Source organism: Aeromonas rivipollensis (assembly GCF_037811135.1).
Taxonomy (GTDB): domain Bacteria; phylum Pseudomonadota; class Gammaproteobacteria; order Enterobacterales; family Aeromonadaceae; genus Aeromonas; species Aeromonas rivipollensis.
The window spans coordinates 2054254-2069828 of the sequence record NZ_CP149130.1; the positions used below are offsets into that span (position 1 = coordinate 2054254).

Consider the following 15575-nt stretch of genomic DNA (forward strand, 5'->3'; position numbering starts at 1 on the left):
CCGATTGCGGGCCCGACTCGGCGGGCCCGCAAATCTCGTTACTGTGCGAGCCGTCCGGCCGCTTTGGCCTCGGCATCCCAGGCGGGGACAGTGGTCTTGAGGAACTGGGCCTTGTCGCTGTTCATCTGCTTCATGTCCATGCCAAGAGCGGCCTGGGCCTTCTCTTTGCTGGAGATGTCAGGAATGGCGATCTCGTGGCTGATCCCCTTGGCGGCCAGCAGGCGTGCCAGCTTGGTGCGGGCGTCTGCTGCCTTGTCCAGGGCGGTTCCCAGCATGCGCAGCGCAACTTCAGGGGCGTGCATCTGCACCCCGTGGGAGGCGATGGAGAAGTCCCAGCGCCATTGGGCGTGACGGATGTCCTGCAGAATGTCCTTCATCTCGGCCTCGGTGGCGCCGGCATCCCAGGCGGCCTTGGCCTCGAAGTGGGCGTGCACCAGTTGCTTCTCGACTTTGAGCTTGATTTCGGTGACGGCGTCCTTGCGCTGCTTGACCACCCCTTGCAGCATCTCTTTGCTCTGGGTGTGGCAGTTGCGGCAGGTCTGATCGAAGCGATCGAAGGGGTTGCCTACCTTGTGATCGGTGTAGACCTTGCCCTGTTCGTTTTGCACCTTGGGCATGTGGCAGTCGACGCAGGCGACGTTGTTCTGGCCGTGAATGCCGGCGCGCCAGGTCTCGTACTCGGGGTGCTGGGCTTTGAGCATGGGGGTCTTGGAGAGGGCGTGGGTCCAGTCGGCGAAACCGATCTCGTCGTAGTAGTCTTCCATCTGCTCGACGGTGGTGCCCTTGTCCCAGGGGAATTTCACCGCCTTGGTGGGGCCGCTGAAGTAGTACTCCACGTGGCACTGGCCGCACACCTGGGACTGCTGATCAAAGCGCCCCTGCTCCTTGAACGGCTTGCCGATGGCGGTCATGGCCCGGTCGGCATAGGGACGGGAGAGGTGCAGGGCGGGTTTCCCCTCCTTGAACTCCTTGGAGGCGGTGTCGTGGCAGTCGGCGCAGCCGATGGTGTTGACGATCTCGGGCCCGCCTTTTGCCCACATCCCCTTGAAGTAGCCATCTTCACCTTTTTCATCGATGACGCGGGCCACGTCCGGGCCTTTGCAGCTCCAGCAGGCCATGGGCAGGGGGCCATCCTCGGCGGTCTTGGGGGCGCCGGTGCGCAGAGTCTCCCGCACGTCCGTCAGGGCATAGAAGTGGCCGCGGGGCTTGTTGTAATCCTTGGAGAAGGGGTAGCCGGCCCAGAGCACCACCATCTGCGGATCGTCCGCCAGGGCGTCGGTGCGCTCCCGGCTCTCGCTGGTGTTTTTCCAACTGCTGAACTGATCGGCGTGATCCTTGGCGAACAGTTCGCTGCGCGCCTCTATCTTGCCCTCGGGGGCGGCCTCCTTTGCCTGTGCCAGCATGCTGGTGCCCAGCAGGGCAGTCAGCAGCAGTGCGGCCAGACCCGGCCGAAATGGCTTGTTATGTGAACCCACGGTCATCACTCCCAGATAAAATGTCCATGCCGAGCCTGACCGTTCCATCTTGGTGCGTGGACATCTGTGCCCATGGTCGATGGGCATGGCAGGCCGATTAATTGTTATGACTGCATAGAAAATGATTTTTATGCATTTGCTCGTGGAGATAATACCAAATGGGTAAAATGGATAATCATTTATCCCTGTGGGAGTTGCGCTAGATCAATTGGCATGGGGGGCTAATGCAAAAAGTGAGATCCAGGTTGAATTATTGAGCCCAATCGGGTGGTTACCCTCATCACCTCCCCATGATGATGCGCTGAAGCTGGGCGGCGTTTCGGGGAAGCAGGGGAGTGCCAAAAGGTGGAAGAGCAGGGGAATGGCTTCTGCGACCTGGGGTGCTGTCAAGTATGGGTGAATATTTATTCTTAATTTCTGCTGGGGACGGGGGCCTTGCCTTCCCCTGGTGAAATAGTGGGGAAGCCTGGCCGGATGCGGCCAGGTCAGAAGTTGTCGTATGGATGGGTACCAAGAGAGCCATGTTTTTCATCTGAGGCGCGAAAAAGGGTATCTATCCTGAGATATCCCGTGAATGGCAGCACTTTATTGAATTTAATCGTAAGGTTTGCGGCATTTACTTTCGATATTTTCGAAAATGGCGAAGGGATCTGTGCCCGTGGAGGCGGTAAAATGGCCGCCTGTCACGGTGACGTCCTATACCCTTGTGGGTCTGGGCTGTCTGTGTTTACCCGTTGGAGGATGTATGGCTGAGCTGCGAATAGAGAAACCGACTCTTGTTACCCAGGTGGAGGGCACAGTGCTTGTGATGGATGCCGATGGCTCCTTGCACCGCGCCACTCTGGGGATGCAGCTGCTGCCGGGAATGCGCCTGCTCACCGAAGGGGACGGGCGCTTCGAGCTGGCCGATCCCGCGAAGACCCCGGACGCCGACCAGCCCGAGCTGGCGCAGACAGAACCGAACCTGGCCATGGATCCCGAGCTGGCCAGCCTGCAGGAGGCCATCCGTCAGGGGGCCGACCCGACCGAGCTGTTCGAGGAGACCGCGGCCGGTAACGCGGCAGCCGCCACGGGTGGCGGTGTGGTCGGCTCCAGCGCCGGCGGCTTCGTGGTGGTGGATCTCAACAGCGAATATACCCTGGCGGAGTCGGGCTTTGACACCGATCATCAGGGCGCCCAGCCAGGGGACGAGCTGCTCTATTCGGAAGATCAGGATCTCCTGGCGGCCATCACCATCACCGAGCCCCAGACCGACGACAACATCATCAACGCCGACGAGGCGACCGGCGTCATCATTCGCGGTTTTGTCGAGGATGTGGAGGTCGGCCAGACCGTCACCGTTACCCTGATAGACCAGGACGGCAATCGCCTGACCACAACCACTGTGGTGCTGCCCGGCTTCGTCTGGGAGGCGAACTTCGGCGACGTCACCGGCAAGCTGGTGGACGGCCCCCTGACCATACAGGCGGATACCCAGGATGCGGCCGGCAACCGGGCCAGCGACACCGGTCAGACCCTGCTCGACACCATCACCACCATCACCCTGGATCTGACCGACGAGAGCGACACAGGTGCCAGCCAGGTGGACGATCTGACCCGCGACACCACGCCGCTCCTGCAAGGCAAGGGAGAGCCCGGTGCCACCGTCACCCTGAGCCTCGGCGGGGAGGTTCTGACCGTGCTCACCGTGGATGGCAACGGCAACTGGCAATACCAGATCCCCACTACCCTGGCCGATGGCGCCTATGATTTTCGCGTCGATTCCGTGGACATCGCCGGCAACAGAGCCAGCGACACCCTGACCGTCACCGTCGACACCCGTGCCGCCATCGACATCGACGATCTCGACACCCAGAGCCTGCTGGGCCAGGGCAATGTCACCCTGAGCGGCAGCACCACCGAGGTGGAGGCGGGCCAGCGCGTTACCATCACCCTCATCGGCCAGAACGGCCAGACCCTCTACAGCGGCTCCGCCCTGGTGGGGAGCGATGGTCGCTGGCAGCTCAATGGCCTGGATCTCTCCGGCATTCAAGGCCCCTTCGAGGTGCGCGCCGAGGTGACGGATCTGGCCGGGAACCGGGTGATCGATGGCGCCCCCCTCATCGGCCAGAGCGATACCCTGACCCTGTCCGAGGCGGATCTGGCCAAGGGCCCGGTGAGCGCCACCGGCTCCCTGCACACGGGGGCGGGCCTGGATGGCAACCTGCAGGTGGGCTTCGGCGCCGATCAGAGCGCCCTCGAGCAGCTCGGCCTCACCAGCCAGGGCGCTGCCCTCAGCTACCAGATAAACGGCCAGACCCTGACCGCGAGCGCGGGGGGGGTCACCGTCTTCACCCTGACCCTGACCAATGACGGCAGCTATCGCATCCTCTGGCAACAGAGTCTGGATCACGGCCAGGACAGCCAGAGCCTGCCTTTCTCCCTCGAATACCGCGACAGCGACGGGGATCTGGTGAGTGCCAATCTCACCGTCAAGCTGGTGGACAGTACGCCGCCGGACTTCACCATAGCCCCCATCTCGCTCACGGAGGATGGCTTCACCCAGCAGGGCGCCGTGGTGGGTCAGAGCGAGTTCGTGGTCGGCCACCAGGCCGATCCCCTGCTGGCAGACTCCCTTGCCTTTGCCGATCAGGCCGCGACGCTCACCCGCCTGAGCGGCAGCGGGCTCAGCAGTGACGGCCATGTGCTCAGCTTCGAGTTCAGCGGCGATCGCCTGCTGACCGGCTATTACCAGGATGCCAACGGCAACCGGATCGAGGTGCTGAAAGCCGAACTCGACGCCAGCCAGTCGGGCAGCGACGTCAAGGGCAAGGTCACCGTCTCCCTCAATGGCCCCCTGGATCACCAGGGCAGCGACAAGCTCTCTCTGGGGCTCTCCATCTCTGCCAAGGAGATAGACGGTGACGAGACCCGCGCCGATCTCCAGGTCGCCATCAATGACGGCATGGATCCCAGCCTTGGCATCGACACTGGCATCAGCCTGCAGGAAGGGGCCGCCGGTCAGACCCTGGATGGCCAGCTGCCGGTCAATGTGGGCAGTGACCGCCTGGTGTCCCTGAACTTCGAGGCAAGCCAGCCCGCCCTGGATGGTCTCACCAGTGGCGGCAAGCCGACCAGCTATCAGGTCAATGGCAATCAGATCACCCTGCTGGATGCGGGCGGCAAGACGGTGCTGACCGTGACCCTGGACCTGGACGGCAAGTACCATGTGAAGCTCGATGGTGTGCTGGATCAACCTGTCAACAACAACAGCGTCAACCTGGGGCTGCAGGTGCAGGGCACCGACTTTGACGGCGACCAGAGCAACCTCGGTACCCTCAACATCCAGATCACCGACGGCGTCTTGCCCCAGGTCGACCCCGTCACCCTGACCCTGGTGGAGGACAGCGACTGGAGCGCGGCCCAGACCCTGTCCGGTGATCTGAACATCACCGCCGGCAGCGATCCCCTTGCCAGCATCAGCTTCGATGCCAGCCAGCCGGGCCTGCATGGGCTCACCAGCGGTGGGCAGCCGGTCGTCATCAGCATCAGCGGCAACAGCATCAGCGGCGCCGTCAACGGCCAGAACGTCTTCACCTTGACGCTGGATCAGCAGGGTCACTACGTCTTCACCCTGAACCAGCCGCTGGATCAAGGCAGTGTGGATAGCTTGATCAAGGCGGGCTTTACTCTCACCGACAGTGATGGGGACACCGTTTCTTCTTCCTTGAGCATCGCCATCGGCGATGGGGCCAACCCGGTGATCAGCGCCGTGACCGGCACCAGCCTGACCGAGGCCAACCAGGGCGACGGCGCCGTGGTGGGCAATATGAGCTTCACCGTGAACCACGGTGCTGATGCCTTGGCCCCCGACAGTCTCAGGTTCGATATCAACGCCATCCAGCAGAGCCTGGACGGCAAATACAGCAGCCACGGCAGCCCTGTCACCTTCACCCTGGATGCCAACGGGGAGCTGGTGGGGACCAGCGCCGATGGCCGCGAGGTGCTGCGCGCCGAGCTGGATCTCGTGGACAACAACGGTAACTGGAGCGTCACCACCAGGGTGACCTTGAGCGGCGAGCTGGATCACCAGGGCAGCGAGTCCCTCGACCTGCCCCTGGCCATCACCCTCACGGACAAGGACGGGGACAGGGTCTCCACCCAGTTGCCGCTGACCATCAAGGACGGCAATGCGCCGGGCTTCGTGGCGGGCAGCGGGGTGAGCCTGGACGAGGGTAACCTCGATGGCAGCAGCCCCCTGACCGGCACAGGTCACTTCACCGTGGACGCAGGCTCGGATCGGGTGAGCGAGGTATCGTTCGCCGATATCGCGGAGCAGCCGGCCCTGACCGCCCTGGGCCAGAGCGTGAAATACGAACTGGTGGATGGCGATGCCAGCATCCCGGGCAACCAGATCCTCAAGGGCTATGTGGAAGTGAACGGGGTGCGGGTCGAGGTGCTGCAGGTGGAGATCAGCGGCAAGCTCGACAACGCCGCCAGCAACGGCTTCGACTACAAGGTGACCCTGTTCGAGGGGGTGCACCAGGCCAATGGCAGCAGCACCGAGCTGCCGTTCAAGGTCAACGTCGTCGACAGCGACAAGGGATCAGGCAACAACGACAGCACCTCGGGCACCCTCAACATCAGCATTGCGGAAGGGGACAAGCCGACTCTCAGCCTCACCGGGGTGACCCTGAATGAAGGGCGCTTCGATGGGGCAGCGAACAACCAGACGGCGGACGACCAGCAGGCCAGCGGCACCCTCACCATCAAGGCGGACTCCGATCCCGTGGTGGACGTGCGCCTGACCCTCTCCGGCCAGGTGCTGGACGCCAGCGGCAAGGCCATCACCCACAATGGCGAGACCCTGACCTGGCAGGAGGTGCCGGGCAGCAAGGGTCACAGCTTCCAGGGGGTGACAGCGAGCGGCACCCTGGTGCTGAGCGTCACCCTGCCGAGCGTGCCGGGCAGCATAGCGGCCCACAGCTCGGCGACCCTGGATTACAAGGTCACTGTGCACACCAATCTGGATCACGGCGCCGACGACAAGCTCAACCTGACTCTGCCGGTGCGGGTGACCGACAGCGACGGCTCGGTGATCACCGGCAACACAACAGCGGTGATCACCGATGCCGCCGACCCGAGCCTTGGCATCGACGGCGGCATCAGCCTGCAGGAAGGGGCCTCTGGCCAGACCCTGGATGGCCAGCTGCCGGTCAATGTGGGCAGCGATCGCCTGGTGTCCCTGAACTTCGAGGCAAGCCAGCCCGCCCTGGATGGTCTCACCAGTGGCGGCAAGCCGACCAGCTATCAGGTCAATGGCAATGTCATCACCCTGCTGGATGCGGGCGGCAAGACGGTGCTGACCGTGACCCTGGACTTGGACGGCAAGTACCATGTGAAGCTCGACGGCGTGCTGGATCAACCGGTCAGCAGCAACAGCGTCAACCTGGGGCTGCAGGTGCAGGGCACCGACTTTGACGGCGACCAGAGCAACCTCGGTACCCTCAACATCCAGATCACCGACGGCGCCTTGCCCCAGGTCGACCCCGTCACCCTGACCCTGGTGGAGGACAGCGACTGGAGCGCGGCCCAGACCCTGTCCGGTGATCTGAACATCACCGCCGGCAGCGATCCCCTTGCCAGCATCAGCTTCGATGCCAGCCAGCCGGGCCTGCAGGGGCTCACCAGCGGTGGGCAGCCTGTGGTCATCAGCATCAGCGGCAACAGCATCAGCGGCGCCGTCAACGGCCAGAACGTCTTCACCTTGACGCTGGATCAGCAGGGTCACTACGTCTTCACCCTGAATCAGCCGCTGGATCAAGGCAGTGTGGATAGCCTGCTCAAGGCGGGCTTCACCTTGACTGATTCGGATGGGGACACCGTATCCTCCACCTTGAGCGTCGCCATCGGCGATGGGGCCAATCCGGTGATCAGCGCCGTGACCGGCACCAGCCTGACCGAGGCCAACCAGGGCGACGGCGCCGTGGTGGGCAATATGAGCTTCACCGTGAACCACGGTGCTGATGCCTTGGCCCCCGACAGTCTCAGGTTCGATATCAACGCCATCCAGCAGAGCCTGGACGGCAAATACAGCAGCCACGGCAGCCCTGTCACCTTCACCCTGGATGCCAACGGGGAGCTGGTGGGGACCAGCGCCGATGGCCGCGAGGTGCTGCGCGCCGAGCTGGATCTCGTGGACAACAACGGTAACTGGAGCGTCACCACCAGGGTGACCTTGAGCGGCGAGCTGGATCACCAGGGCAGCGAGTCCCTCGACCTGCCCCTGGCCATCACCCTCACGGACAAGGACGGGGACAGGGTCTCCACCCAGTTGCCGCTGACCATCAAGGACGGCAATGCGCCGGGCTTCGTGGCGGGCAGCGGGGTGAGCCTGGACGAGGGTAACCTCGATGGCAGCAGCCCCCTGACCGGCACAGGTCACTTCACCGTGGACGCAGGCTCGGATCGGGTGAGCGAGGTATCGTTCGCCGATATCGCGGAGCAGCCGGCCCTGACCGCCCTGGGCCAGAGCGTGAAATACGAACTGGTGGATGGCGATGCCAGCATCCCGGGCAACCAGATCCTCAAGGGCTATGTGGAAGTGAACGGGGTGCGGGTCGAGGTGCTGCAGGTGGAGATCAGCGGCAAGCTCGACAACGCCGCCAGCAACGGCTTCGACTACAAGGTGACCCTGTTCGAGGGGGTGCACCAGGCCAATGGCAGCAGCACCGAGCTGCCGTTCAAGGTCAACGTCGTCGACAGCGACAAGGGATCAGGCAACAACGACAGCACCTCGGGCACCCTCAACATCAGCATTGCGGAAGGGGACAAGCCGACTCTCAGCCTCACCGGGGTGACCCTGAATGAAGGGCGCTTCGATGGGGCAGCGAACAACCAGACGGCGGACGACCAGCAGGCCAGCGGCACCCTCACCATCAAGGCGGACTCGGATCCCGTTGTGGACGTACGCCTGACCCTCTCCGGCCAGGTGCTGGACGCCAGCGGCAAGGCCATCACCCACAATGGCGAGACCCTGACCTGGCAGGAGGTGCCGGGCAGCAAGGGTCACAGCTTCCAGGGGGTGACAGCGAGCGGCACCCTGGTGCTGAGCGTGACCCTGCCGAGCGTGCCGGGCAGCATAGCGGCCCACAGCTCGGCGACCCTGGATTACCAAGTCAGGGTGCACACCAACCTGGATCACGGCGCCGACGACAAGCTCAACCTGACCCTGCCGGTGCGGGTGACCGACAGCGATGGCTCGGTGATCACCGGCAACACCACGGCGGTGATCACCGATGCCGCCGACCCCGTGATCAGCTCCATCGGGAGTGTCACCGTCAAGGAGTCGGATCTCAATGGCGGTTCTGGCCAGCACGGCGGCACCAGCCCGTCCGGGACCGGGGAGCTGGCTGTCGGTCAGGTGGTGATCGCCGCCGGGAGCGACAGGGTGGCCGCCCTGCAACTGGATGTGGCCCGCTTCAACGCCCTCAACCAGCTCAGCTCCGGGGGCAAGGCCGTCAGCATCAGTGCCGACAGCCAGCCGGGTGTCTATTTGGGCAAGGACAGCGGGGGCAAGCTCATCTTCAAGCTGACCCTGGATGTCTCCGGCCGTTATACCTTCGAACTGACCGGTAACCTGGACCACAGCGCCCAGGGCAAGGATCTGCTGGATATCCAGCTGCCGTTGCAGGCCCTGGACAGCGATGGGGATCTCAGCGGCGAGGTGATAGGTCACGTCAGCGTGCAGGACGATGTGCCCGTCGCGGTCGATGCCGGCAAGACCCTGAACCAGGGGGCGAAAGTGAGCGGCGATCTGCTGGCTACCGCCAGCGAGGGTGCCGACGATGCGGTGGTGAGATCGGTCACCATCAACGGGGTTGAACACCCCATCGCCGCCAGCGGTAATACCACCATTGCGGTCACAGACAGCACTGGCCAGGCCATAGGCACTCTGGTGATCAACGCCGAGGGGAATTACAGCTTCACCGCCAAGGCGGACATAGATCACAGCAACAACACCCTGGTGCAGAAGGTCGACTTCCACCTGGTGGACGGGGATGGGGATACCGATGACGGGGTGCTGACTCTGACCATAAGGGATGAGGCGGGCAAGTTGACCGTCAGTGCCGTCACCGGTGCCGAGGATGCGGGGGCCGGCGACCCCACTCATGGCATCCCCATCACCATGAACCTGGACATAGGCGACTACGATCGGGGCGAGTTTGTCGAGACATTGCTTATCCAGGCCCCTGCCAATACCCATGGCTCCTTCTATTTCAACGGTGTTGCGCTCACTACCATCACTCAGGGTGGCAAGACCTGGTATCAGGTGCCGCCAGCGGCGATGCAAGCCGTTGTCGGTACCAACGACAAGTTCGAACTCAAGGGCGTGACCTTTGTGCCCGATCACGACTACTCGAGCTACAACGATGGCGGCAACCCGCTGCGCTTCCCGGTGCAGCTACAGGTCGGCGTCACCGAGGGGAGCAAACCCTCGGTGCTGACCGGCAACCTGGACATCACTGTGCAGGGCATTGCCGACAAGCCGCTCTGGGATGGGGCGGGCACCAACCAGCACTACAGCACGAACGAGGACAGCACCGGCATCGCCCTCAACGTGCAGGCCAGGCTCACCGATACCGATGGCTCCGAGACCCTGAGCTACCAGATCAAGTGGGTGTCCGGCGAGGGCAGCCTGACCCTGAACGGCAAGGTGCTCACAGCAGATGCGAACGGTCTGGTGACCGTCTCTGCGGGGGACATCAACAAGATCACCGTCGTGCCCGGCAAGGACTACAGCGGTGACATCAAGCTTGTCGTGACCCCGGTCAGTACCGAGAAAACCCCCGTGGTCACCGGGCAGGAGACGGCCCTTGGGGATCCCATCGATCTCATCATCAACGTCAACCCGCTGGCGGATGACGCCAAGCTGACGGTGCGCGACATCCAGGGCAAGGAAGACAACCTGCTGGATCTGGGCAGCAAGATAGTGCTCGCCCATCTGGGGGATACCTCGGATGGCTCCGAGACTATGTTCGTGCGCATCAGCGGTCTGCCCGCCGGTGCCACCCTCTGGCTTGGCGGCGTGGCGGTCACCCTGGATGCGAACGGTTATTACGAGGTGCCCTATGACCGCATCGGGGAGCTCAAGCTAGAGCCGCCGAAGGACAGCAACGTCGACTTCGATCTCGGCATCCAGGGAGTGGTAAAAGATACCGCCACCCTGACCGATGCCAATGGTCAGACCCATACAGTGGTCAACGAGAAGGTGACCGGCAGCCAGGGCCTGCATGTGGATCTGGTGGGGGTGGTGGATGAGCCTCACTTCAATCTGGACAGCACAGGCTGGAGCCAGGATGGCAAGGGTTACACCACCACCATAGGGGAAGATGGCAAGGCGCCGCTGGACTTCAAGCTGGCGTCGGGGGAGACGACGGGCGATGGTTCCGAAACCCTCAACCTGGTGCTGGAAGGCTTGTCGGAAGGGGCCAAGGTGTTCGATGGCAACGGCAAGGAGCTCACCCTGACCTTCGCCGGGCTCGACGCCCAGGGCAAGCCGACCTATCAGGTCGACGTCTCTAGTCTGGGCAACCTGCAGATCCAGCCACCCCCCAACAGCACCGCCGATATCCACCTCATCGGCCACGTGGTGGTGACCGAGAACGACGGGGACCACAAGAGTTTCGATGTGCCGCTTACCATCAAGGTGGAGCCGGTGATCGACGCCGCTGACTATGCCAGGACCAGCCATGGTCTGGAGGATGAGTTCGTGGTGCTCGACTGGCAGCCTGACCTGACCGACAGCGCCGAAAAGGTGACTCACCTCAGTCTCTCCGGCATAGAGCCGGGTTACGAGATCTGGATCCGGGTGGGCGGGGTCGAGACCCCGCTCAATGTGAACGGCGGTGCGGTGGAGTTGAGCGACGCTGATCTGAAGAGCCTGCTCGGCGGCGGCCAGCTGCTGGTGAAGGGGCCACAAGACAGCGACAGGGATACCAATATCCAGAGCCATGTCACGGTGACGCAGGTCGATGTGGACTCCAGTGCCACCGCCCAGAAGGTGATAGACGGCAATCTGCATGTGGATATCCAGGCCGTGGTCGAACCCGATGGCAACCTGGTGCAGACAGGGGGCGCGTTGGAGAGTCCGGACGGGCACGATATTCCGCTCAATGGCGTCTTCGTGTTCGAGGATCTGGATCCCAGCAGCGATGAGGTCATCGACTACCTGGTGATCAGCGATCTGCCCCCCGGCTTTGTGGTGGTGGGAGGGATCAACGACGGCCAGGGCAATTGGACAGTGCCTAACAGCGCCCTCGGGAGCTTCTCCCTGCGCTCGCCGGATGACTACAGGGGCACAGTCACCTTCAAGGTCAGCGCCAAGGTGATCGATCTTGGCGACAACAACGAAGGGGATGTCAGTGCACCGGCCTATCGGGAAATGACCGCCAGCGCCGAGTTCAAAGATGCGACCAGCTCTGGTCAGAAAGCCGCCTCTGTTGATCTGGACAACAGCACCCCCATCACAGGGGTGGAGGATCATGGCGTCAACTTCGGCACCCAGCTCAAGAGCATGGTGACCCTGGGAACGGCGGACATCGGTGATGACGAGCTCAGCATAGTCCTCACCGGTCTGCCCCCCGGTGTGAGCGTGCAGGGGCTCACCTTCGACTTCGTCAACGGCGAGTACCTCATCAAGCTGCCGGGTGGCCTCAATGACCTCGACAAGCTGACCCTGACCCTGCCGGAGGATTACGCCGGCAGCGGCCTGAGCTTCAACGTGCGCCTGGTCAATACCGACACAGTGAGCGGCGACACCAGGACGGTGGAGAAGGAGGTTTCCCTCTCCATCACGCCGGAGGTGGACATCAAGGGCGGCGCGGATGGTCAGCCCGAGCTGCACCTGCAGGTGAAGGAGGTGAACGGTCAGCCGAGCAACCTGGAAGACACCGAGATCCACCTCGATCTCTCGGTCAAGCTCGCGGACATCAGCCCCTCGGTGGCCAACGGCGGCCTCGAGACGGTGGAGCGGGTGACCCTGACAGTGGATGCCCGGTACGGCCACTTCCTCGATGGCAACGGCCAGCCGGTCAACACCCTGGTGGTGAACGACCCGGCGGCGCTCAAGGATCTGGTGTTCGTGCCCAGGGAGCACTTCAGCGGTCAGGTGCCCCTGGGCATCAAGGTTGACATTCTGGACACAGCTACCACGGGGACGGATCGCGGCAGCTGGAGCGGTAATGCGAGCTTCGAGGTGCTGCCGGTCAATGACCCGGTCCAGCTCACGGTGAAGGATGTGAGCGGCAACGAGGATGGCAGCGTCAGCCTCGGCGGCCTGGGCGCAACCTTGATCGACAATGATGGCTCCGAGCAGATAGTGGCGCTGCAGATCAAGGGCGTGCCGGACGGCTTCACCCTGTCGGCACCGGCGGTCAACAACGGCGGTGGCGTCTGGCAGGTGCCTGTGGGCACCGACTTCTCCAAGCTGACCCTGATCCCGCCCGCAGATTTTAGTGGCAACGTGGAGCTCACCCTGAGCGCCTTCACCCTTGACAAGGGGCTGACCATGCCCCTCGATACCAGCGACAGTTTCACCGTCACCGTCAAGCCGGTGGGGGATGCCATCATCGCCGACATTCAGGACAAGGCGAGCGGCACCGAGGGGGACGTGGTCACCCTCAACCTGGGACTGGAGACCAAGGACACCCAGGCCACCGGCGGCAGCGCCACCAACGTTCACGAGAATGGCCCGGAGCAGGTGCGGGTCACCATAGAAGGGGTTCCCGATGGGGCAGAGATCCGTCTGCCGAGCGGGGTGACCGGCACTGTGGTGGATCTGGGTGGCGGCGTCTGGCAAGTGACCACGACGGGCGGCAAGCTGGCGGCCGTGGAGCTGGTGACCAACGACGCCAATGGCACCCTGGATCTCAAGGTGACGGCCCAGAGCCTGGACAACGGCGCCCTCGGCCCCGAGGTCAGTGGCACCATCCAGGTGGAGGTGAGCCCGGTCAACGACGCCCCCATCAACGTGCTGCCAACGGATCCCCAGGTGGCCCAGGAGGACAAGCCCTTCGTCATCCAGGGACTGCAGGTGAAGGACGTGGACGCGGGCAGCGGCACCATGGAGGTGCGCCTGTCGGTGGAGCACGGCACCCTCAACCTGCCGGCAGGCAGCGGCGTGACCGTGACTGGCAACGGCACCGGCTCTCTGGTGCTGACTGGCACCCTGGCGGATCTCAACGCTCTGCTCTCCGGTGGCGTGACCTATCAGGGCAACGGCGACTTCCACGGCAATGACGCCCTGACCATGATCACCAATGACAGGGGCAACACCGGCAGCGGTGGCGCCCTGAGTGACACCGACGTGCTGCCCATCGAGGTACAACCGGTCAATGATGCCCCCGTCAACCTGCTGCCGGGCACCCCTCAGGTGGCGCAGGAGGATACTCCCTTCGTCATCAAGGGCCTGCAGGTACAGGACGTGGATGCAGGCAGCAGCCCCATGGAAGTGCGTCTGTCGGTCCTGCACGGCACCCTGGTGCTGGCGGACGGCAGCGGGGTGACAGTGGTCGGCAGCGGCAGCGATACCCTGGTGCTGAGCGGATCGCAAGATGCCATCAATGCCTTGCTGGCTGGCGGCGTGACCTATCAGGGTGAGCAGGACTTCAATGGCCAGGATGCCCTGACCATGGTGACCAACGACAAGGGCAACACCGGCAGCGGTGGCGCCCTGGTCGACACAGACGTGCTGCCCATCGAGGTGCAGGCGGTCAACGATGCCCCTGTGACCCAGGTGCCGGGCGCCATGCAGGTGAAGGAAGATGGTTCACTGTCCCTCTCCGGGATCAGCGTGAAGGATGTGGATGCAGGCACTGCCCCCATCTCCATGGTGCTGCGGGTCGAGCACGGCGTGCTGACCCTGCTCGGGGCGGCGGGCGCCGTCTCGGTGCAGGGGGCGGGCACCAGCGAGATCACCCTGGTGGGCTCCCTTGATGATCTTAACAACCTCATCAATGGCAACCTGCATTACGAGCCGGCCAAGGACTTCTGGGGACAGGACAATCTGACCATCACCACCTCGGATCAGGGCAATACCGGGTCGGGCGGCGTCCTGACCGACAGCGCCCAGATTGGCATCCAGGTGACCGCAGAGGCAGACGATCCCCAGCTCAGCCTGGGCACCCACGACATCCATACCCTGCAAGGGGCCTGGGTGCCACTCAACCTGAGCGCCAGCGTGGTCAACCCGGCAACCGGCGAACTCGCCATCCGCATCCAGAATCTGGGGAGCGCCCAGGTGGTGGACGAGCACGGCCAGAGCGTGGGTCATGCGGACAGCAACGGCGACTGGCTGCTGCCGGGGGATCAGTCCGTGCCCCTCTACCTCAGCGGTCTGACGGCGGGGGATCATGCCCTGACCCTGAGTGCGGAATCCAGCGCGGGTGGCAGCACCCTGAGATCGGCCGAGGAGACCCTCAACATCCACAGCCAGAGCGGCCATGACCTGCTGGGCTCGGATCAGAGTGACTGGCTGTTCGGCTCCACCGGCGACGATCGCATACTGGGCGGCCTGGGGGATGACGTGCTCCGGGGCGGTCAGGGCAACGACATCCTGATCGGTGGTGCAGGCAGCGATCTCTTCGTGTGGGGCAGTGGCGATGAGGGGACGGCGGCCTTGCCGGCCATCGACACCGTCACCGACTTCCACCCGGAGGAGGGGGACAAGATAGATCTGGCGGACCTGCTCAAGGGGGTGACCGACAACAGCGTGGATGGCTTGCTGGGCCACCTCTCTGCGTCTGTGACCGCCGGCAGCGGTGGCCTGAGCGACGTGAGCCTGTCGGTCTCCCCGGCGGGGGATGGTCAGGTGACCCAGCAGATCACCCTGAAGGACGTGGATCTGAGCGGCTGGAACCTGAGCGGCTCCTCCTCCCACGACATACTGCAGTCCATGCTGGATCAGCACAGCCTGATCATCCAGCACCCCTGAATCTGAGGGAGACAGCTCCATGGAAAAGAGCCGGCAATTGCCGGCTCTTTTTTTATCACTGCCTGTTTGTTACTGCGGGTTGATCACCGCGTAACCGGATCTCTGCGTGGATTGTTTTTTTTGTTATC

At 63.5% G+C, this 15575-nt stretch carries 2 protein-coding genes; one reads left to right on the plus strand and one right to left on the minus strand.

What is annotated here, in order from left to right; genetic code table 11:
* Window positions 1-38: 38 nt before the first annotated feature.
* A complete protein-coding gene (nrfA, locus tag WIR04_RS09415) occupies window positions 39-1481 on the minus strand; it encodes an ammonia-forming nitrite reductase cytochrome c552 subunit (protein WP_338892152.1) in 1443 nt (480 codons plus the stop codon).
* A 739-nt stretch (window positions 1482-2220) separates the two neighbouring features.
* On the opposite strand from nrfA, the gene WIR04_RS09420 reads away from it, so the two are divergent.
* On the plus strand, window positions 2221-15447 hold the full coding sequence (locus WIR04_RS09420) for a retention module-containing protein (RefSeq protein ID WP_338892154.1): 13227 nt from the start codon (window positions 2221-2223) through the stop codon (window positions 15445-15447).
* The last annotated feature ends 128 nt before the right edge of the window (window positions 15448-15575 follow it).